The sequence below is a fragment of the Haloarcula taiwanensis genome, assembly GCA_002844335.1.
Lineage (GTDB): Archaea > Halobacteriota > Halobacteria > Halobacteriales > Haloarculaceae > Haloarcula > Haloarcula taiwanensis.
On record CP019154.1, the window covers coordinates 2,807,460 to 2,827,136 of the forward strand.

Sequence of the window (19,677 nt, forward strand, 5' to 3'; positions counted from 1 at the left end):
CTCGTTACTGCCTGGCGAGCCGAACAGCCGAGACCGCCGTGAACAGCGCTGTCAGCAGCCCGCCCAGCGACGTCGCGAGGACGAACGCCAGCGCCACGTAGAATCCGATCGGTCGCTGGGCCCCTGGCAGGACGAACAGAGCGAACAGCCCCGCGGTAAACAGGCCAGCGAGCACGAATCCGATTTTCGCGTTGCGTGGCACGTTCAGCGCCGCGACCATTGCCGCTTTGCCGCTCTGTGGCTCGGACTGGGACACACCAGCCAGTAGGGTCGGCGTCCCCAAGATGCCGTCGATCCGGCGCAACTGTTGGCGAAATCCGAACCAGTAAAGGCTCCCAAGGCAAACGTGGGAACAATGGTTACTTTCGGTACGGCGACCGCCGCTCCCGGTGAGAAAGACACGGGGCGGCTGGAGGTCGGTGAGACCCGCGACGGGTCGACGTTCGGGCTACCGGTCGCCGTCGTCAACGGTGTCGACGACGGACGGACGCTCTACATTCAGGCGGCCAGCGACGGCGACGAACTGAACGGTGTCGGCGTCATCCAGCGGACGCTCCCGCAACTCGACCCGACGGAACTGTCCGGGACGATTCTGGTCTGTGGCGTCGTCAACTACCACGCGTTTCAGGTCGCCGAGCACCGTAATCCAATCGACGACACGAAGATGAACCGGGCGTATCCGGGCGACAAGACTGGAACGTCGAGCGAGCGCATTGCCGCGGCGACGTTCAACGCCGCCATCAGCGCCGACTACGTGCTCGACCTGCATCAGGGCTCGACCTCACAGATGATCGACGAGGTGCGGGTCCGGTGTGGCACCCGCCATCGCCTCCACGAGGAGTGTCTCGAACTCGCGAAAGTGTTCGGTTGTGGCTACATCCTCGACCAGAAAGGTCCCGACGGGCAGTTGGCCCGCGCTGCCCCAGACGAGGGCGTGCCGACGATCGACCCCGAACTCGGCGGCTGTGTCGGCTGGGACGAAGGCTCTATCCAGCGGGGCGTCAACGGCGTCTTCAACGTCCTGCACTACTACGGCTTCCTCGACGGCCACCACGATACGCGCCCCCAGACTCGTGCCACCGGGTTCGAACAGTACGGCTCCCCCGTTGGCGGCCTCATCGACCTCAAGCCCGACCTCGGTGACCGCGTCTCCCGCGGCGAGACGCTGTTCGAGGTGACCGACGTGTTCGGCGACCCGAAGGCCGAAATCACTGCCGACTCCAGTGGCGTGTTCTGGCGTGCTCGCCGGCTCCCGCAGGTTGCGACCGGCGAATACGTCTGTTCAGTCGGGACGAACATCGATACCTACTAGGAACCACTTTTCACCGCAAGGGAGTCGCTACGCGAACTCCGCTTACAAGAGCTTGGAAAACGCGGGACCTCGCTCCGCTCGGTCCTGTGAAACGCGGCGCTTCGCGCCGCGTCTGCTCGCTTGCTGACCTGCCTTTCCCCGGGGCGGCCGACGGAGCGGCCGCCCGGCCACCGCGCTATGGGCTCCACAACACTGGCCGCAGGCACCGACGACCGCGACCGCAGACGCCGCCAGCTTTTGGACGGTTCGCCACGGAGCAAGCCCATGCGAACCTGTAGCGTCTGCGACCGAGAGTACCCCCGCGAGAGTCCCTGGCGGTGTTCCTGTGGGGCACCGCTTGATTACGCCAGCCAGCCACTGCCCGACAGCCAACCAGGGCAGTTCTCACGGACCAGCGGCGTCTGGGACTTCGCCGAGTTCCTCCCTGTGGACGAGCGAGTCAGCCTCGGCGAGGGCTGGACGCCGCTGGTCGACGCGCCCGGGTGGGACGCCTCGTTTAAACTGGAGTATCTCCACCCGACTGGGAGTTTCAAGGACCGCGGCGCGGCAACGGTCATCGCCGAAGCGCTTGACGTCGGGGCCGACCGGGTACTCGAAGACTCCTCGGGCAACGCTGGGTTGGCAGTCGCGTCCTACGCGGCGCGGGCGGGGCTGGACGCGGAGATATACATCCCCGCGAGCGCAAAAGACGCGAAGGTTCGCCGCATCAAACGAACCGGCGCAGACGTGCTCCCAGTCGAGGGAAGTAGAGAGGCCGTAACCGAGGCCTGTATCGACGCCGTGGAGAGCGGGTCGGGGTGGTACGCCAGCCACGCCTGGAACCCCGCCTTCTTCGCCGGGACGGCGACGACCGCCTACGAGATCGCCGCCCAGCGGGACTGGACCGTCCCGGACGCCGTCGTCACGCCGCTCGGTCACGGGACGCTGTATCTCGGCCTCTACCGCGGATTTCGGGCACTTGAGCAAGCTGGATGGACGGATGCTGTCCCTCGGATACTGGGGACGCAAGCGGTCGGGTACAGTCCTATCGCTGACGAGGACGGGAGCAGTTCAGACGATGCTGCTGCCAACGAGCTCGCCGACGGGATTCACATCCGGGACCCGCCGCGTGGCCAGCAAATACGGCACGCCATCGACGAGACCGATGGGGCCACCATCGCTGTCTCCGCGGCAGCAACGGCGCGGGAACGTGATCGGCTCGGTGCAGCGGGGTTTCACGTTGAACCGACCTGTGCGACGGCGACAGCGGCGCTGACGCAGTTCAGAGAGCGGGGAGAACTCCAGGACGGTGACGACGTGGTTGTCGCGTTGACCGGACGAAACAACTAACGCATCAGCAGCGTCGAGACCGGAAAGTCGGCATCGACGGAGAGCCACTGGTCCTCTACGTCTGCCGTGTCGACATCTGGCGCGTAACAGATGAGCCGCTCGGTGCCGTCGGGACGGGAGCGTACCACGGCAGGCAGCGTTCCCTCGTCGTCAGCAGTCGCCGCCGTCACCTCGCTCGTCGACCGGGTATCGGAGTCCATGTCCGGACTCACGACAGGTGTTACTATTGTTACCAGTCGATTATCGGGCGTAAGGACTACTGAACGTCGTCGAGAGAGACGAGAAGGTTCGACGAAACGGCCAGCCAGTCCGGAGCCCGTGCTGCTGGGCGGATAGAGAACTGAACGCTGGCCACCACCCGCAGCCGGCTCGTGTTCGAGAGTCAATAGCTTCTCGGCGATGTCGCCGTCTGCCGTATGTCACCGCTGAGTATCCGACCCGTCCGTGCTCATGGTCCCACATAACGGTATATCAACATTGTTATCCGTAGTCTAAATTGACGTATATCCCCGTATTACTGGAACATTCGTGGTGCTTACTCGCCAGTAGCCAATTCGAACCGAATAGCAGGCAAAAGCTGAACGCCGAATGACCACCGGGCGAGCGGAGTACACAGCTCCGCCAACCACACACAAACGCTGTCAGCGCTCTCCTGATCGTCCCGCCCCGTGTTCGACACGTTTCGGGGAGACAGCGAACCACTTCCTCTCAGCGAGACGGGTGAGTAGGCGCGTCGAAGCCGCCGCGAACCAGCGGTTTCGCGATGTGGCGGCGCGCGACCGGCGGCACTTCGTACCACCCGTACTCCAGTCCTCGCTCGATGGACTGTTCAGCTTTGCCGTCAGCGCTGGTCCCGCAGTCCCGACACCGATAGCCCTGGTTCCGGCCAGCGGATTTCATCGACCGACCACAGTCCGGACAGTCCGGTGTGACGGATTCTGTCCGGACGAGGTTCCGGACCGCGAACTTCTCCAGTTTGAGCGTCCCGTCAGTCACTTCCCCACAGGCGGTGATTCGGTCGCCGACTCTGAGCGAGCGGACCCGGTCGCGAAAGCCCTTCGTCGGCTCGAAAGCCGCACAGTCGAGGGTCGCGCTGTCGCCTTCGAGGGTGAGAAACACGTGTCCCCCCGCCCGCGTCTCCGGAGTTTCGACCACGTTGCCGGTAACGCGGTAGGCGCTGTCGGCCGTGACCGCGTCGACAGCGGCATCCTGTAGATGCACATCGGTCCCTTGATTCGTCACGAACGTCGCCCGACGAGCAATGGGCTCGCTGTCGATAGCGTCGGCGGCGGCGCGGCAGGCGTCGGGGTCGTCGCCGCGAATCCCGTAGAGAATCGGACACGGCGTCCGCGGCACACAGACCGGATAGCCAGATGCACGGTCGACGGTATCCCACACGTTGGGGTAGTACTCCTCAGCCGCGGCCCGGACGCTCGCGCTGTCGACCGTCCGCTCGGTGCCCCACCGGTCTTGCTCCCGGTAGGCGATGTGTTCGTAGGTCCAGTCCGACAGCGCGGCCCAGGCCCCGACCGCCGCAAGCGCGCCGACCAGTCCGCGGCCGTTGCCCCGCTGAGAGCGGGCGAACCCGACCACGTCAGCGAGCGTCGTCGCGGCCATCGGGTCCTGTATCGACTGGATTGCCTCGCGGGCGAACGTTGCGACCTGCGGCGGGACGGCGTCGGGGTCACAGTCGGCGACGATTGCGCCGGGATTGGTCCGTGGGTCGTCGGTCTCGGCCATGTCAAACACGTCTTCGACTAGCCCCAGCGCCACGTCGGCGTCGAGGTCAGTATGGACCGCCAGCGCCGCGTTCCCGCGGGTCTTGTGTTCGACGGCGGGGTTCAGACGGACGAGGAGCAGTCGCTCGACAGTCCCCCCAGCGTTCCGTATCGACTCTGCGAGGGTGGCGGCGGCGTAGGTCGTACACATTCCCCGTTCGCGCGAGTCCGTATCATCGAGGCCGACGACAGTCACGCTACGCTGTAGCCCCGAAGCGGTCAAACGCCTTTCGTCACGGACCCCCCAATTCGGCCTGAGAGGCAACGGACGGCGCAATACATATAATGGGTGAGCGGGCTAGACTCAGTAGAGGTACAGAGTACTATGTCACGGTCGGCGCTGGTGGAAAACGTCATGGCGATGCTCGAAGACGCTGGCTTCCTCGTCAGCGACCGCTGTGCGATTCGCCCGAAGAGTTTCGACATCGCTGCCCGTCGCGGCGAGGACGTGTTGCTCCTGAAGATACTGGGCAACATCGACGCCTTCGACGCACAGACCGGGGGCGAGATGCGGCGACTGGGCACGTATCTGAATGCCACACCGATCGTGATCGGCCTCCGGACGCGCGACGAGGAGCTGAAACCCGGTGTTGTGTACTTCCGGCACGGCGTCCCCGTGTTGTCTCCCGACACCGCGATGGACCTGTTCGTCGAGGAGGTCCCGCCGCTCATCTACGCCGCCCCGGGCGGACTCTACGTCAACATCGACTCCGAGATCCTCGCCGACGTGCGCGAGGACCGCGACTGGTCGCTTGGCCGGCTGGCGAAGGAACTGGGCGTCTCCCGGCGGACAGTCTCGAAATACGAGGACGGGATGGACGCCTCAGTCGAGGTGGCCGCCGAACTGGAAGACCTGTTCGACGCGCCGCTGACCTCGCCGGTGAGCGTCCTCAACGGCGCTGAAGAAGTCCGAGACGACGAGCCGACACCGGACGACCCCGACGTTGCACCGGAAGACGAGCCGATTGTGACGGTGTTCACGCGTATCGGCTTCGAGGTCCACCCGACGGACCGCGCGCCGTTCAAGAGCGTCAACGAGAGCGAGGACGAACACGGGCAGGTCCTTGCCGGTCACTCGGCGTTCACCGAAACGGCCGAAAAGCGAGCGCGCATCATGTCCTCAGTCGGCGAGGTGACCCGGACCCGGTCGGTGTACGTCGTCGACGAGCTCCGACGCGAATCCGTCGAGGGGACCGCGCTCATCGAGAAAGAGGAGATGGAAAACATCGAGGACGCCATCGACCTGCGCGACCTCATTATGGAGCGTGGCGAAGACCGCGAGGAAGTCGCCTGAGCGGGCGCTCTCAGTCTTCGCTGTCACATAAAAACGAGAACTACCGTAAGCGCCGAGTCTACTGCCCGTACGTTTCTTCCAGATACTCGACGATGTCGTCGGATTCAGGCATCCCGTCGACGCCGTTGTCCTCGTCGACGAGGACTGGAACGCCCGTCTGGCCCGAAACCTCCTTCACTTCGGTCCGCTCGTCGTGGGACCGCGGGACCATGTGGGATTCGTAGTCGAGGCCCAGCTCGTCGAGTTTCTTGATTACCTTTGCACAGTACGGACAGCCTTCGAGCTCATAGAGTTCGAGATTAGCCATTACACCGGTTGTAAGCGAGCCAGCGTCAAGAACACATCGGTGCTGTGTCTCGGCCGCGCACCGTCGACAGCGATTCCGCCTGCGCTACACGTCGATATCGTCGGGTGCGTCGGCGAGCAGGTCAGAGGCAGTCACGAGCGAGGACAGTTCGAGGTCGTGGTCGGCGAGGTTCTCGCTGGCCCCCTCCTCGCGGTCGACGACGACGAGCACGCGGTTGACAACAGCGCCGGCCTCGCGAAGTGCCTCGGCGGCGTCGACCGCGCTCTGGCCGGTCGTGGCGATGTCTTCAAGAATGATGACCTCGTCACCGTCGGTCAGGTCACCTTCGATTCGGTTGCCCGTGCCGTACTCCTTTGCCTGCTTGCGGGCGATGACGTAGGGAATGCCCGTCTCGACACTGGTGACCGCGACCAGCGGGACTGCACCGAGGGCAACACCAGCGAGTGTGGCGTCCGTGTCCCACTCAGCGATTCGCTCGGCGAAAGCCCCGGCAATGAGGTCCAGACAGTCGGGGTTGGTCTCGAAGACGTACTTATCGACGTAGTAGTTCGACGTGCCGCCGTGAGAGAGTTCGAACTCCCCGAACTTGACGGCGTCAGCGTCTCGCAGCGCCGCGATGAGGTCGTCGTTTACCATACGCTCACTGCACGGTCACGGGGCTAATGACTGTTGAATTCGGACAGCGACATTCCTAAGCCCCTCCGCATCAGACACTCGCTCGAATGCAAGTGTTCGGGTCGAGTGGCGTCCGAGGTGTCGCGGGCGATGAGCTGACACCGCGGTACGTCCTTCGGGTTGCACAGGCCGCCGGGGACGTCTGGCGTGACGACCACGACCGCGTCGCGATCGCCCGGGATACGCGGACGACCGGACGGACGTTCATTAACGCCGCGACAAGCGGCCTGACGACCGTCGGGTTCGACGTCGACCGCCTCGGCGTCGTGCCGACACCGGGATTGCAGGCCTACTGCGAGCGTGAGGCAGTCCCGGGCGTGATGATCACCGCGAGCCACAATCCGGCCGCGTACAACGGGGTAAAACTCATCGGCGCGGACGGCGTCGAACTGACGCGGAATACGCTCGACCGCGTCGAACAGTCCCTCCGGGACGATACGCCGGCCTACGCGGACTGGGAGACGGTCGGGTCCGACACCGCCATCGAGAGCGCCCGCCGCCGCTACCGCGAGCAGGTACTGTCTGCCGTCGACCGCGACCGCATCGCCGACGCCGACCTCACCATCGTCGTCGACCCCGGCCACGGTGCTGGCTCCCTCACCAGCCCCGACCTGTTCCGCGAACTCGGCTGTGAAGTCCACACCGTCAACACCCAGCCCGACGGCCACTTCCCCGGCCGCGACCCCGAACCCGTCGCGGAGAACCTCGAAGACCTGCGGGCGTTCGTCCGGGCGACCGACGCCGACCTCGGTTTCGCCCACGACGGCGACGCCGACCGCGGGATGTTCGTCGACGAGGCCGGAACCCACATCGAGGGCGACGCCGCGCTGGCCGCGCTCGCGGCGGCAAAAATCGAGTCGGACGACGGCGTCGTCTCGGCGGTCAACGCCTCCCAGCGCCTTGTGGACGTGGTCGAAGACGCCGGCGCGACTCTCTCACTTACCCCCATCGGCTCGACGTATATCGTCAGCCGTATCCGCAAACTCCAGAACGAGGGGACCCACGTCGCGATTGCCGGCGAAGGCAACGGCGGCATCCTCTTCCCCGACTACCGCATTGCCCGGGACGGCGCGTTCACCGCCGCGAAGTTCCTCGAACTCGTCGCCGAACGGCCCGCAAGCGAGGTGGCCGCGGACTACGACGACTACTACAACGTCCGGCGGAACCTCGAATACGAGACCGAAGACGAGCGCGAAGCGATGCTCGAAGGCATTGAGGCCCACGCGAACGACGCGACGGCCGACCTCGACACGACGGACGGCTATCGCCTCGACTACGGCGACGGCTGGGTGCTGGCTCGGCCGTCCGGCACAGAGCCCGTCGTCCGTGTCTATGCCGAAGCGCGCACGCTCGACCGCGCGGAAGAGTTGGCCGAAACGATGGTCAGTCGCGCGACCCAGCGGACAGACACCTACAGCGGCGAATAAGTCTCCAGCGCGTCGTCGATAGCCGCCCTGGCCTCGCGGGCGGTCGATAGTTCCTGTTCGACAGCGCCGCTTGCCAGTCGCTCGCGCTCTGATTCCGTGAGTTCCGAGCGAGCGACGGCGCTCTCCCGGAGCCGCTCGTAGTCGTCCCGCTCCGCGAGTCCACGCACCTCCCGTAGCGCCGCGACCACGGACTCGTCGGCAAATCGGGCGACGACCGAGCGGTACTCCCGGCAGTACCACGGCAGGGCATCGGCCGACGGCGGCGGCCAGTTGATCCGTACCGGCTCGGCGTCGAGCCGCCGGAGGTACGTCTGTCGGGTGGCGACGGCGCTGCGGAGCGCCGCGGCGTCGTCGACGTAGTGGTCTAGCTTCGAGGTAGAGTAGTCGGCGTACTCCAGTAGCTTCGGAATCGGCTCCCGGCCGGCGTCGTGCTCGCGAACGTAGGTCAGCAGTTCCGCAGGTGGGGACCGGAACTCGACCAGCGGGTACGCGTCCGCCCGGTCGATGACTGCCAGCGCGTCCTTAGCCGGCGTATTGCGCCGAAACTCGGCAAACGCCTCGGTGACGGCGTCGTTGTAGCGCTCGATTGGCTCACGGAGGCGCTCGACCGGGGCATCGAGGTCGGCGTCGCCGAGACGCTGGAGGCGTTCCAGATCGTCGATGCGGTCGCTCAGTTCGTTGCGTCGACGGTTCGCCTCGGTCCGGGCCTTCTTGTACCGCTCGCGTGCGTCGTCGAGTTCGTCGAGCCGCCCGACGAGGTCGCCGATGGGCGACAGCATCTCGCGGGCCTGCTCGAAGTCGCCCTCGGTGAGCCGCCGTTGCTGGAGGAAGTCGTCGATTTCCTCGAAGGTATCGCGCTCGGGCAGGTCCTCGGGAAGGTCGTCGGTCAGCGTCCCGACGCGGCCCTGAAACTCCATGAACGCCTCGAAGTCGCCGCCGCCGGTCGCCCGCCCGTCGTAGCTTTCGAGCAGGTTCCGCAGTTCGCTGTAGATGTCACGGCAGTCACGGAGCGCGTCTGCGCCGACCTCCTCGACGCGCGTCTGTGCCCGGTCGTGCGCCTCGGCGACCTGTTCGAGGCGCTCGACGACGTCCGGGGTGCCCGCGCTGAGTTCGGTCTCAGTATCGGACCGCGCCATCAGTACACGTCGTCGGGGTCGAACACTTGCTCGCCGACCGTCTCGCCGTCGACAGTCCGGTGGAAGCAGGACTCGTAGCCGGTGTGGCAGGCGCCGCCGGTCTGGTCGACGACGTACAGCAGCGCGTCCCCGTCACAGTCGACCCGCACCTCTTCGACGGCCTGTGTATGGCCGCTCGTCGCGCCCTTGTGCCAGAGTTCGTCCCGGCTCCGCGAGTAGTAGTGAGCCTCCCCTGTCTCGCGGGTCTTCCGGAGCGCTTCCTCTGTGACGTAGGCGAGCATGAGCACCTCGCCGGAGTCTGCGTCCTGCGCGACAGCCGGGATGTACTCCTGCTCGTCGAACGCAAGGTCGACGTCGGTCATACTCAGGCCGAGGCGTGTCCGGAAAATAGGTCTTCTGCTGTCTGGGGTCAGGCCAGCCCGACTGCCTGCAACAGCGAGAACAGCACGTCGCCGTAGGTGAGTGAAACGACCAGCCCCGCGAACATCGGGACGAGGAACGGAATCCCGGGCGAAATCCACACCTCGTCCTGTTCGACCAGCACGTCCAGCCCATCACGGAGCTGGGCCGGTGACGTGCCGTAGGCCGAGTGGTCGATATCGTCAAGGAACCGCTCGGCACCCCACGGGTCGTCGACGGCGTCGGTGTCATCAGTCACAGCCTGGGAGGATGCGTCGTCACCGCGACCGCCCGTCCCGTTCACGTCGTCGGCCACCGGGTCGCCGCCGTCGGTCGCCAGCGAGCCGTCGCCGGGGTCGTTGGGAACCCGCGGTAGCGAGGTCGGGAGGCGATGCCGGTCCGGGTCGGCGCGGATATCGGCAAGCGAGCAGCCACGCCACTGGAGGTACATCCGGAGCGCATCGAGGTCGAGACCGCCGCGGTCGAATCCGTCGGGCGATTCGAGCAGCCGACCGTACTCCTCGGTGACGGCGGAGACGGAAACGGGCCGCCCGATGAACATCGCCAGCGAAAAACGACCCCGGGCGAGGTTCCCGGCGGCGACGGCCAGCGGGTAGACGACGCCGGCGAGCACGGTGTTCGAGAGAATCGTCAGCGAGAAGACGCCGATGGCGCTCTGCTGGAGCGGGAGCGCGACAGTCGGCAGGTAGTACACCGGATACACCGGAAAGAGGACAGCGACGAGCATGAACGCCTTCGCGTCGGCCCCGCCGAACCCACCGATGAGCCAGAAGCCGTACGACAGCGGGATGACGAAGCCGAGGCTGATGGCGACCCTGATGAGAAACAGCCGCTGGCCGACCGCTGTCGGGCCGGTCCAGACGGTGTAGGCGTCCCACAGCAGGAGGACGACCGCCAGCGCGGCAAGCGGGGTCCAGGTCCGGTTCGGCACCCGGCGGGTTTTCACATCGCGGTAGGCCGCCCACCCGAATACCGGGACGGCGACCAGCCGAAGCAGGTCCGGTATCGACCCAAGCACGGCTATACGCAGTACAGCGGCCCCCCTAATGGTTCCGGTACAACAGCTGTCAGTGGCAGTCGCTACTGGAAGCAGAAAGTGTAGTGCGCTGCAGGAGCCGCGTTAGATGACGCGGTTCTGCAGGTAGTCGAGGTGCTTGGCGTTGTAGACGATTTTGACCTCGTCGGCGTCCGGGCTGCCGATGCAGGTCAGGCGAACGTTCTTGTCTTCGACTTCCTCGTCGCTGAGGATCTGCTGCATATCCATGTCGATGTCGCCTTCGAGAACGATGGCGGCACAGTTCGCACAGGCACCGGCGCGACACGAGAAGGGCCAGTCGTAGCCCTGCGCCTCGGCGGCTTCCAGAATGTACTCGCCTTCGTTCACGTCAAGGGACCCGTGGTCCTCGTCGTCGAGGTCGAGGTCCGACGCCTCTGCGAAGACGTCGTCGTCGTACATGTCCCAGCCGTTGTCGTCCACTACTTCGTAGTTAAGGTACTCTACCGTGGGCATCACCTGATTGGTTCGAACCCCGCCCTGTTAGACTTTGCCCTTCCGTTTTAGGTCGTGCAAAATAATGAGGGACAACGCGGGGATTCGCCGTGAATCGAGGACTGCTGTGCGGGGCCGATTACTGCTCAGGTGATCGGGAGGAACCTGAACACCAGATACGCCGCGAGGGTCGCGATCGAGGGGACGACGTTCTGGAGGAAAATTACTCTCGCAGTGGTCCCGGGTTCGAACAGATCCGACGCCGACGGGATGTCCTCACGCGATTCCTCGCCGATGGGGTCGGTCTCGGCCGGCTTCGGCGTCCCTTTGTTGCCACCGACAGTCGGGGCGTCTGCGGCTTCCGCGTCGGTGGTCAGCGCACCGACAGACGCGACGGGTGCTTCTCCCTGCACAGTGTCTGAGAGGCTCGTCGTTCGCGTCGCACGACCCCACCCGAGTCCGACGATGCTCATTGTGGCGATGATGACGAAACTGGCAGGGATACCCAGCGCGGAAAGGAAGGTGACGATAGTCGAGGCGACTGCCGCGACGACGATGGCGGCGACCAGCGGGAGGTCGGTCAGGTCGTTGCCGACCGTGTCCATCGTCCGGCGGGCGATGGTGAACGCACCGAGGCCGATAGCGCCGCCACCGAGCAGGATCGCCGGGTACAGCTCCAGAGAGCCGTTGCCGACAAGCGGTGCAACGGCATTGGCGACGTTCGATGCTCCCGCAGAGAAGCCCATGTAACATCCGATACCGATGACGACGACGGTCCCGACGAACTCACGTGGTGTCGTGTTCTCGCCGAGCGCCGGCCGCGGAATCGCACCGGAGCGGTCGAAATCCAGTAGCGCCCCCTCGCTCTGTGAGACGGCGAACCACTCGACGAGTCTCGGATAGAAGTACCGCCCGATGACGCCGCTGACCCAGAAGGCGATAATCGGCGAGACGAGCCACCACGAGACGATTTCGAGCATCAGGGCGGCGTTCAACGTCCCGCGAGCGAGGCCCAGGCCAGCGATAGCGCCGACGGCCGTCATCGACGTCGACGCCGGAACCCCGACCACGTTCGAGAGGAACAGCGCGACGCCGATGAAAAACAGGACGACGATGCTGATCAGCGGCGAGAACTGCGTGGCGACGAGGTCACTGCCCAGGCTCTGGACGACGGCCGGGCCGACAAGGAGCCCGCCAGCCATCGCGAATATCGTCATCAGGGCCGCTGCCGAGAGTTTCGAAAGCGTGTTCGATCCGACCGCAGGCCCGAACGCGACACCCGTGGATGACCCCCCGATGTTGAAGCCGACGAAGATAGCTACCAGAACACCGAGGGCAAAGAGAACTTCGACCATACGCTACCAACTGTCGTCGTCAGGTAAAGGGTACCGCCTTCGCCAGCGCGTTGTGCGACCGAGGTGGCGAGACGCAGTGATGCACCGTTCTGTCGGTGACGACTGTCGGGGCCGGGAGCGAATATCCCAGACGTGAGTGAATCAGTAGGCGAGAACGTACTGGAATACCAGAAACGACGCAAGGGCTGACATCGACGGTGCCAGTATCCAGAGCATGACAACGCGACCAGTCGCGGCGGGGTCGAAGAGGTCTGCCGCCGAGGTTACGGACTCCGGGTCTTCCTGACCGATTGGTTCGACTTCGCGCTCCTCCGGTGGCGACCACGCAGCTTCATCGCGGTCGGTCGTCAGCGCGTCAACGGTAACGCTACCACCTCCACCGCTAGCGGCGGCCCCGGTGACAGCCGCGCCCGCTGCGTCAGCCAGAGTTGTCGTCCGGGTGGCCCGGCCCCACCCCAGACCGACGACGCACATTGTTGCTGAGACCGCCAGACTCGCTGGGATTCCGGCCCAGGATAACAACCCGATGATTGTCGCACTCACGGTCTCGACGATGAGCGCCGCGAGAATCGGGAGTTCGGTGAGATCGTTCCCGACCGTATCGAGTGTTCGCCGAGCGATGGTGAACGCACCGATGCTGATAGCGCCACCAGCGAGCGCGACGCCCGGATAGAGCCCCAGCTCGCCGCTGCCGACAAGGGGAGCGACAGCGTTGGCGACGTTCGACGCCCCCGCGGAAAACGCCATATAACAGCCGATAGCGACGACCAGAAACTGTCCGATCCGCTCACGCCGCGACGTGTCCGGCCCCGTGCTCTCGAAGGCGACCCTGACTTCGAGATGTGGGTAGAGGTAGCGCCCGACGACTGCCGACAGCCAGAACGCAGTGATAGGCGCGACGAGCCACCACGAGACGATACGCCCCATCACGGTCCAGTCGATAGTCCCGGTCGCGACGCCGAGACCGGCAATAGCACCGACGGCAGTCATCGAAGTCGATGCCGGCACCCCAAACAGGTTCGAGACCAGCAGGGCAAGTCCAACGAAAAAGAGGATGACGACGCTCGCGAGGAGGGTAAACTGTCCGCTCGGGACGATGCGACCGCCCATCGTATCGATGACCTCCGTTCCGATGGTTGCCCCGCCGAGGAGTGCGAACGCCGACATCAGGACGGCGGCCCACTCCTTCGAGAGCGTGTCCGACCCCACTGCCGGACCAAAAGCAACACCGGTCGAAGAGCCACCGATGTTGAAACCGACGAAAATGGCAACCAGAAGCCCGATAGCGAAGAGAATCGAGACCATGTCCAACAGCAACTCCTGACGGGTCTAAATAATACCGTTCGTGACCGCTCTCGGAGACACACGATTCAACGCTGGCGTCTCGTCGGGATGGGCCACAGAGCAGCCCGTACGCCCGTCCATCGCGCACAATCGATGGCCGACCGTCACAGCCGTTCAGTCGCGGTCGCCATCGCCGTTGTCAGCCGGCACCGTCTCTTCGACTTCTGACGCTGTCTCCTCGACCTCGCTTGCCGTTTCCTTGGCCGCTTCGACCTCGTCGGTGACTGATTCAGCGGTCTGTTTCGCATCGCTGGTCCTATCCTTGACATCAGTCGTTTTGTCTTTCAGTTCAGTCGTTTTGTCTTTCGCTTCTGTCGCTTTGTCCTTGACCTCGGTTGTCTTGTCTTTGACTTCCGTTGTCTTGTCCTTGACTTCGGTCGTCTTGTCCTTGACCTCGGTGACCTTCTCAGCGGCGTCCTCGTCGCCAGCCTCGGTCGCAGTCTGTTCGACTTCGTCGGCCGTCCGCTCGACTTCGTCGGCTGTCTGTTCGACCTCGTCGACGGTTTCCTCCACTTCGTCAGCAGTCTGTTCCACCTCGTCGGCGGTCTGCTCAACTTCGTCGGCGGTCTGCTCGACATCCTCGGCGGCCTTGTCGACCGTCTCAGCGGCGGTTTCGACCTCGTCGGCGGTCGTCTCTAGCTCCTCAGCTGTCGTTTCCAGTTGCTCGGCGGCCTCTTCGAGTTCAGCGGCTTTGGTGGCGACATCCTCGTTCGTCCGTTCGAGGACGTTCGCGAGGACGAGAAACTGTAGCAACCCGACGACGACGAACGCCGAAATGGCGATGCTGGCCGCGGTCGCAAGTACCGACACCGCGCCGGCACCGAGCGGGAGAACGCCGAACTCGGCCAGCCCCCAGGCCAGCGCCAGACCGGCGGCGACGACCATCACGGCCTGTTCGAAGAGCTGGTACTCACGCTCGTACGGCCCAAACATGAGCGCTTCGAGCCGGCGGGCGAGCGGTGTGAGGACGAGTGTAGCAGTACCCATGGCGGACCTTTCCCATCACAGCGTAAAAGCATGCGGGTCACTGGCGTCCGCACGCATCGGACCGACACGCTTTCGACGGCTGCCGCCGGACCACCGGCCATGTTTCCCGAGTTCGAGGTCATCCCCGCGGTCGATATGCAGGACGGACAAGTGGTCCAGCTTGTCGGCGGCGAACGCGGCACGGAGAAAACCTACGGCGACCCGGTCGAGGCCGCTCAGCGGTGGGTCGACGCCGGGGCGAAGACGCTCCACCTCGTCGACCTCGACGGCGCGTTCGAGGGCGAGCGACAGAACGCGGCGGCCATCGACGCCGTCCTTGACGCAGTAGGAGCCGATGTGGACGTGCAGTTGGGCGGCGGCATCCGAACCGCCGAGGACGCCGTCTCGCTGCTGGACCGCGGACTGGACCGCGTCATCCTCGGAACCGCCGCCGTCGAGACGCCGGAAGTCGTCGGCGAAATCAGCGCCGAACACCCCGGCAGTGTGCTGGTGAGCCTCGACGCGAAGGACGGCGAAGTCGTGGTGTCGGGCTGGACCGAGGGGACCGGACTGGACCCCGCTGACGCTGCCGAGCGGTACGCCGACCTCGGGGCCGGCGGCATCCTGTTTACCGACGTGGACGTGGAAGGCCAGTTAGAGGGCGTTCGCACCGAGCCGGTCCGCCGGCTGGTCGAAGCCGTCGACATCCCCGTCGTCGCCAGCGGCGGCGTGGCGACCGTCGACGACGTGCTGGCGCTCCGGTCGGCCGGGGCCGCCGCCGTCGTCGTCGGCAGCGCGCTCTACGAGGGCCAGTTCACGCTCGGCGCGGCGATTGACGCCCTCGACGAGTCATCGGAATAGGTCGGGGTAGCTGAACGCATAACTGTGTGGCGCGCTCACAAGATGTATGGACCGCAACGAGGTGCGCCGCGCGTGGGACAGCGTCTCTGAAACCTACGCCGAGCGGCGTGACCCGACCGGATCGGACGCAGCTCTGCTCGACGATTTACTCGAACGCCTCTCCGAAGCGCCGACTGTCCTCGACGTGGGCTGTGGTGACGGCGCGCGGACGCTTGCGAACCTCCCGCCGAACAGCGTCGGTCTCGACTTCTCCAGAGCGGGGCTGGACCTCGCCGCCGAGACAGTGCCCGACAGCCGGCTTGTACAGGGGGACATGACGGCGCTCCCAGTTGCGACCGACAGCGTGGACGCCGTCACTGCCTATCACGCCGTCTTTCACGTCCCGCGAGACCAGCACCCGACTGTCTACCGTGAGTTCGCTCGCGTGCTCCGTCCGGGCGGTGTCGTGTTGCTGACGCTGCCGAGCGGCCAATTCGAGACCGTCCGGCGGGGCTGGATGGGCGGGTCGATGTTCTTTTCGGCACCGGGTCGGCGGGCGACGCTCGACCAGTTGGCCGACGCCGGCTTCACCGGGACGGAGACGGTCACTGCGACGGACCCGCTCGGGAGCGACAGCGAGTTCGTCTTCGCCACGCTCGCCGCGGACTGAGTCACGCACGCAGGTCGTCGGCAGTGCTGACGTGCATCCCAACGAACTGCCACGGGCGAGCGTCGTCTGTGGCCACCAGCGTCCCGCTCCAACGGGTGTCGTACTCGTGACGGGCCCCGCTCTCGGCGTCGGTCCAGCACAGTCGCACGACGTCGCTGAACCACGCGTAGCCATCGCGCTCTGTCACCTCGAGCGCCTGGCTCTCGACGGCCCAGTCGGTCGTCGTCTCGGTCTGTTCCCGCAGTCCTGTCCTGATAGCGTCGGTCCCGGCCAACTGTTCAGAGATACCGAATTTGACCACCGAGCGGTCTTCGTCGGCGGCGAAAAAGGGGCCGAGCGGCTCGCCGGCCCGCAACGCTGCGTAGTAAGCCTCGATGGTCTCTGTCGCATCCATATTCGACACTTGAGCCTGTGGCCCCTTCACTGGTCACGTCCGGCGGCTTCGACCACACTCTCCCGACCCGCAATCCTTACGCCGCGGACGGCCACACGGACGTGTATGACAGAGGCGACGGGAATCGTCGGAGAGTTCCTCACGCTCAAGGAGGGGACCGACGCGGACCTGCTGGCGATGCAGTGTGGCGACTTCTACGAGTTCTTCGCCGAGGACGCCGAGATCGTCGCCGACGAGCTCGACCTGAAGGTGAGCCAGAAGTCCTCACATGGCTCGTCGTATCCGATGGCCGGGGTCCCGGTCGACGACCTGACACCGTACGTCTCCGCGCTGGTCGAACGGGGCTACCGGGTCGCCATCGCCGACCAGCATGAGACCGAGAACGGCCACGCTCGCGAGATAACGCGGGTCGTCACGCCCGGGACGCATCTGGAGACCGGCGACGAGTCGGCCCAATATCTCGCCGCGGTGGTTCGAGAGGCCGGCCGGGACGGCGGTGACACCTACGGCATCGCCGCGACGGACGTGACCACGGGCCAGTTTCAGGTTACAGAACTGGACGACGCCGACGCGGGCGAGGCGCTGACAGAGCTGTATACGTTCGGGCCGGCCGAGATTCTTCCCGGCCCGGAACTCCGGAACGACGACGCGTTTCTGGACCGCCTGCGCGAACGGACGGACGCGGCGCTGACGCTTCATGATTCAGCGTCGTTCGAACCGGGGCGGGCGAGCCACACCGTCCGCGAGCAGTTCGGGAGCGAGACGGTCGACAGCGTCGGTATCGGGGATCAGGACGTGGCACTGCGAGCCGCCGGCGCGGTGCTTTCCTACGTCGACGACACCGGTGTCGGGACGCTGGCGGCGGTCACGCGCCTCCAGGCGTACGGCGAGCGCGACCACGTCGACCTCGACGCAACGACCCAGCGCAACCTCGAACTCACCGAGACCATGCAAGGCGACAGCTCGGGGTCGCTGTTCGACACCATCGACCACACCGTCACGGCCGCCGGCGGGCGGCTGCTCCAGCAGTGGCTCCAGCGACCACGGCGAAACCGGGCCGAACTCCAGCGCCGACAGGCCTGCGTGGCGGCGCTGTCGGAGGCAGCGATGGCCCGCGAGCGGATTCGAGAGACACTGTCGGACGCCTACGACCTCGAACGGCTGGCCGCCCGGGCCACGTCAGGCAGTGCAGACGCACGGGACCTGCGAGCGGTCCAGGAGACGCTGGCGTTGCTGGGACAGGTTGCCGACGCCGTCACCGAGACGGAGCGGCTGGCCGAGTCACCGCTCGCCGAGGCGCTCGACGGCGCTGACCGCGAGGCGGCCGACGCGCTGGCTGCGGAACTCGACAGGGCACTGGTCGCGGACCCGCCGGGGACAGTGCGCCAGGGCGGCCTGTTCAAGCGCGGGTACGACGACGACCTCGACGAAATCATCGACGAGCACGAGGCCGCCCTGGAGTGGCTGGAGACGCTGCCGGACCGCGAGAAGGAGCGGACCGGCATCACCCACCTCTCGGTCGACCGGAACAAGACCGACGGCTACTACATCCAGGTCGGTAAGAGCGAGACCGGCACCGTTCCCGACGACTACCAGCACATCAAGACGCTCAAGAACTCCAAACGCTACACGACGCCCGAACTCGACGAGAAAGAACGGGACGTGTTGCGCCTGGAGGAGCGCCGCCACGACATGGAGTACGAGCGCTTCCAGGAACTCCGCGAGCGCGTGGCCCAGCGCGCGACGCTACTGCAGGACGTGGGCCGGACGCTGGCGGAACTCGACGCCTTTGCGTCACTGGCGGTCCATGCCGTCGAGAACGACTGGACCCGGCCGGCGGTCGTCGACGGCAACGAACTGTCCATCGAGGCCGGCCGTCATCCGGTCGTCGAACAGACCACCGAGTTCGTCCCGAACGACCTCTACATGGACGACGAACGGCAGTTCCTCATCGTCACCGGCCCGAACATGAGCGGGAAGTCGACGTACATGCGCCAGGCGGCGCTCATCACGCTGCTCGCCCAGGTGGGCAGTTTCGTGCCGGCGCGGTCGGCGACCGTCGGTCTGGTGGACGGCATCTTCACCCGCGTCGGCGCGCTGGACGAACTCGCACAGGGGCGCTCGACGTTCATGGTCGAGATGCAGGAGCTGTCGAACATCCTCCATTCGGCGACAGACGAATCACTCGTGATACTGGACGAGGTCGGCCGCGGGACGGCTACCTTCGACGGCATTTCAATTGCCTGGGCAGCGACGGAGTACATCGTCAACTCCGTCCGGTCGAAGACGCTGTTTGCGACCCACTACCACGAGCTGACGGCGCTGGGCGAGGAGCTGCCGACCGTCGAGAACGTGCACGTCGCGGTCGACGGCGAGCCACGCTCCGCGGAGGGCGACGGCGACGTGACGTTCCTCCGAACAGTCCGAGACGGACCGACCGACCGCTCGTACGGCGTCCACGTCGCCGATCTCGCCGGCGTCCCAGAGCCCGTCGTCGACCGGTCACACGAGGTACTCGACCGACTTCGTGACGACAAGGCCATCGAGGTGCGTGGCAGCGAGGGGGACGGCGGCGGAACGACACAGGCTGTGTTCGACTTGGAGTCGGGACAGTTCAGAGACGGCGTGGCCCAGTCGGGGGACACGACGGCTGGTTCGGCTGCTGAGCCGGTTGCGACCGACGGTGATCCCGAACACGTGCCCGGCGAGACCGCGGCTGATGCCGTCGATGGCGATGCAGCAACAGCGTCGCTCGACCCGGAAACCGAGGCTGTCCTGTCGGAGCTGACGGAGCTGGATGTCAACGAGACGCCGCCGGTCGAACTGATGGCGAAAGTACAGGAGTGGCAGGCCGAGCTGGACGACGCGTAGCGGGCAGCATCCAATTTTCAACGGAGATACTCGCGGGGGAAGGTGTATACGGGAGTTTTCACTGCTAGAA

The 19,677-nt window shown here is 65.6% G+C and carries 20 protein-coding genes and 1 pseudogene; 7 read left to right on the top strand and 14 right to left on the bottom strand.

Annotation, left to right across the window (positions count from 1 at the left end):
* Positions 1-4: 4 nt before the first annotated feature.
* On the bottom strand, positions 5-220 hold the full coding sequence (locus BVU17_14305; protein AUG48921.1) for a hypothetical protein: 216 nt from the start codon (positions 218-220) through the stop codon (positions 5-7).
* Positions 221-355: 135 nt separating this feature from the next.
* Here BVU17_14305 and BVU17_14310 point away from each other — a divergent pair, with 135 nt between their 5' ends.
* On the top strand, positions 356-1,312 hold the full coding sequence (locus tag BVU17_14310) for a deacylase (protein AUG48638.1): 957 nt from the start codon (positions 356-358) through the stop codon (positions 1,310-1,312).
* A 264-nt stretch (positions 1,313-1,576) separates the two neighbouring features.
* Positions 1,577-2,641: a threonine synthase gene (locus BVU17_14315; GenBank protein AUG48639.1), complete on the top strand. Its 1,065-nt coding sequence runs from the start codon at positions 1,577-1,579 to the stop codon at positions 2,639-2,641.
* On the opposite strand, the gene BVU17_14320 is transcribed toward BVU17_14315, so the two are convergent.
* From BVU17_14320 to BVU17_14330, 3 genes and pseudogenes are all read right to left on the bottom strand, one after another.
* Positions 2,638-2,841 (bottom strand): hypothetical protein, encoded by a 204-nt coding sequence (locus BVU17_14320; protein ID AUG48922.1) that lies wholly within the window; start codon positions 2,839-2,841, stop codon positions 2,638-2,640. The genes BVU17_14315 and BVU17_14320 overlap by 4 nt on opposite strands.
* Positions 2,842-2,897: 56 nt before the next feature.
* Positions 2,898-3,093: pseudogene (locus BVU17_14325) on the bottom strand (hypothetical protein).
* 256 nt (positions 3,094-3,349) lie between these two features.
* The gene (locus BVU17_14330; GenBank protein AUG48640.1) at positions 3,350-4,615 is read right to left on the bottom strand and encodes a tRNA(Ile2) 2-agmatinylcytidine synthetase; all 1,266 of its coding nucleotides are present in this window, start codon (positions 4,613-4,615) and stop codon (positions 3,350-3,352) included.
* Between the two features lie 129 nt (positions 4,616-4,744).
* On the opposite strand from BVU17_14330, the gene BVU17_14335 reads away from it, so the two are divergent.
* Positions 4,745-5,713, top strand: a complete 969-nt coding sequence (locus BVU17_14335) for a transcriptional regulator (protein ID AUG48641.1) — start codon at positions 4,745-4,747, stop codon at positions 5,711-5,713.
* Positions 5,714-5,771: 58 nt separating this feature from the next.
* Here the strand turns inward: BVU17_14335 and BVU17_14340 are convergent, their stop codons facing one another.
* Complete coding sequence (locus BVU17_14340) at positions 5,772-6,020, bottom strand: glutaredoxin (GenBank protein ID AUG48642.1); 249 nt, start codon at positions 6,018-6,020, stop codon at positions 5,772-5,774.
* A gap of 84 nt (positions 6,021-6,104) precedes the next feature.
* Entirely contained in the window at positions 6,105-6,656 is a 552-nt protein-coding gene (locus BVU17_14345) for an orotate phosphoribosyltransferase (GenBank protein ID AUG48643.1), read from the bottom strand.
* A gap of 86 nt (positions 6,657-6,742) precedes the next feature.
* Between BVU17_14345 and BVU17_14350 the strand changes: the two genes are divergently transcribed.
* Entirely contained in the window at positions 6,743-8,122 is a 1,380-nt protein-coding gene (locus tag BVU17_14350; protein AUG48644.1) for a phosphoglucosamine mutase, read from the top strand.
* On the opposite strand, the gene BVU17_14355 is transcribed toward BVU17_14350, so the two are convergent.
* The 7 genes from BVU17_14355 to BVU17_14385 form a co-directional block, all read right to left on the bottom strand.
* The gene (locus BVU17_14355) at positions 8,107-9,258 is read right to left on the bottom strand and encodes a hypothetical protein (protein AUG48645.1); all 1,152 of its coding nucleotides are present in this window, start codon (positions 9,256-9,258) and stop codon (positions 8,107-8,109) included. The two genes, BVU17_14350 and BVU17_14355, sit on opposite strands and share 16 nt — an antisense overlap.
* Positions 9,258-9,620 carry a phosphoribosyl-AMP cyclohydrolase gene (locus tag BVU17_14360; protein ID AUG48646.1) on the bottom strand — a complete coding sequence of 121 codons (363 nt, stop codon included), beginning with the start codon at positions 9,618-9,620 and terminating at the stop codon, positions 9,258-9,260. The genes BVU17_14355 and BVU17_14360 overlap by 1 nt, the downstream gene beginning before the upstream one ends.
* A gap of 47 nt (positions 9,621-9,667) precedes the next feature.
* Positions 9,668-10,696: a peptidase A24 gene (locus tag BVU17_14365; GenBank protein ID AUG48647.1), complete on the bottom strand. Its 1,029-nt coding sequence runs from the start codon at positions 10,694-10,696 to the stop codon at positions 9,668-9,670.
* Positions 10,697-10,798: 102 nt separating this feature from the next.
* On the bottom strand, positions 10,799-11,188 hold the full coding sequence (locus tag BVU17_14370) for a ferredoxin (GenBank protein ID AUG48648.1): 390 nt from the start codon (positions 11,186-11,188) through the stop codon (positions 10,799-10,801).
* Positions 11,189-11,313: 125 nt separating this feature from the next.
* Positions 11,314-12,522 carry an inorganic phosphate transporter gene (locus tag BVU17_14375; protein AUG48649.1) on the bottom strand — a complete coding sequence of 403 codons (1,209 nt, stop codon included), beginning with the start codon at positions 12,520-12,522 and terminating at the stop codon, positions 11,314-11,316.
* 141 nt (positions 12,523-12,663) lie between these two features.
* Positions 12,664-13,827 carry an inorganic phosphate transporter gene (locus BVU17_14380; protein AUG48650.1) on the bottom strand — a complete coding sequence of 388 codons (1,164 nt, stop codon included), beginning with the start codon at positions 13,825-13,827 and terminating at the stop codon, positions 12,664-12,666.
* Positions 13,828-13,980: 153 nt separating this feature from the next.
* Positions 13,981-14,853, bottom strand: a complete 873-nt coding sequence (locus tag BVU17_14385; protein ID AUG48651.1) for a hypothetical protein — start codon at positions 14,851-14,853, stop codon at positions 13,981-13,983.
* A gap of 99 nt (positions 14,854-14,952) precedes the next feature.
* Here BVU17_14385 and BVU17_14390 point away from each other — a divergent pair, with 99 nt between their 5' ends.
* On the top strand, positions 14,953-15,693 hold the full coding sequence (locus tag BVU17_14390) for a 1-(5-phosphoribosyl)-5-[(5-phosphoribosylamino)methylideneamino]imidazole-4-carboxamide isomerase (protein ID AUG48923.1): 741 nt from the start codon (positions 14,953-14,955) through the stop codon (positions 15,691-15,693).
* 46 nt (positions 15,694-15,739) lie between these two features.
* A complete protein-coding gene (locus BVU17_14395) occupies positions 15,740-16,342 on the top strand; it encodes an SAM-dependent methyltransferase (protein ID AUG48652.1) in 603 nt (200 codons plus the stop codon).
* A 1-nt stretch (position 16,343) separates the two neighbouring features.
* On the opposite strand, the gene BVU17_14400 is transcribed toward BVU17_14395, so the two are convergent.
* Positions 16,344-16,736 carry a hypothetical protein gene (locus tag BVU17_14400; GenBank protein ID AUG48653.1) on the bottom strand — a complete coding sequence of 131 codons (393 nt, stop codon included), beginning with the start codon at positions 16,734-16,736 and terminating at the stop codon, positions 16,344-16,346.
* 105 nt (positions 16,737-16,841) lie between these two features.
* On the opposite strand from BVU17_14400, the gene BVU17_14405 reads away from it, so the two are divergent.
* The gene (locus tag BVU17_14405) at positions 16,842-19,607 is read left to right on the top strand and encodes a DNA mismatch repair protein MutS (protein AUG48654.1); all 2,766 of its coding nucleotides are present in this window, start codon (positions 16,842-16,844) and stop codon (positions 19,605-19,607) included.
* The last annotated feature ends 70 nt before the right edge of the window (positions 19,608-19,677 follow it).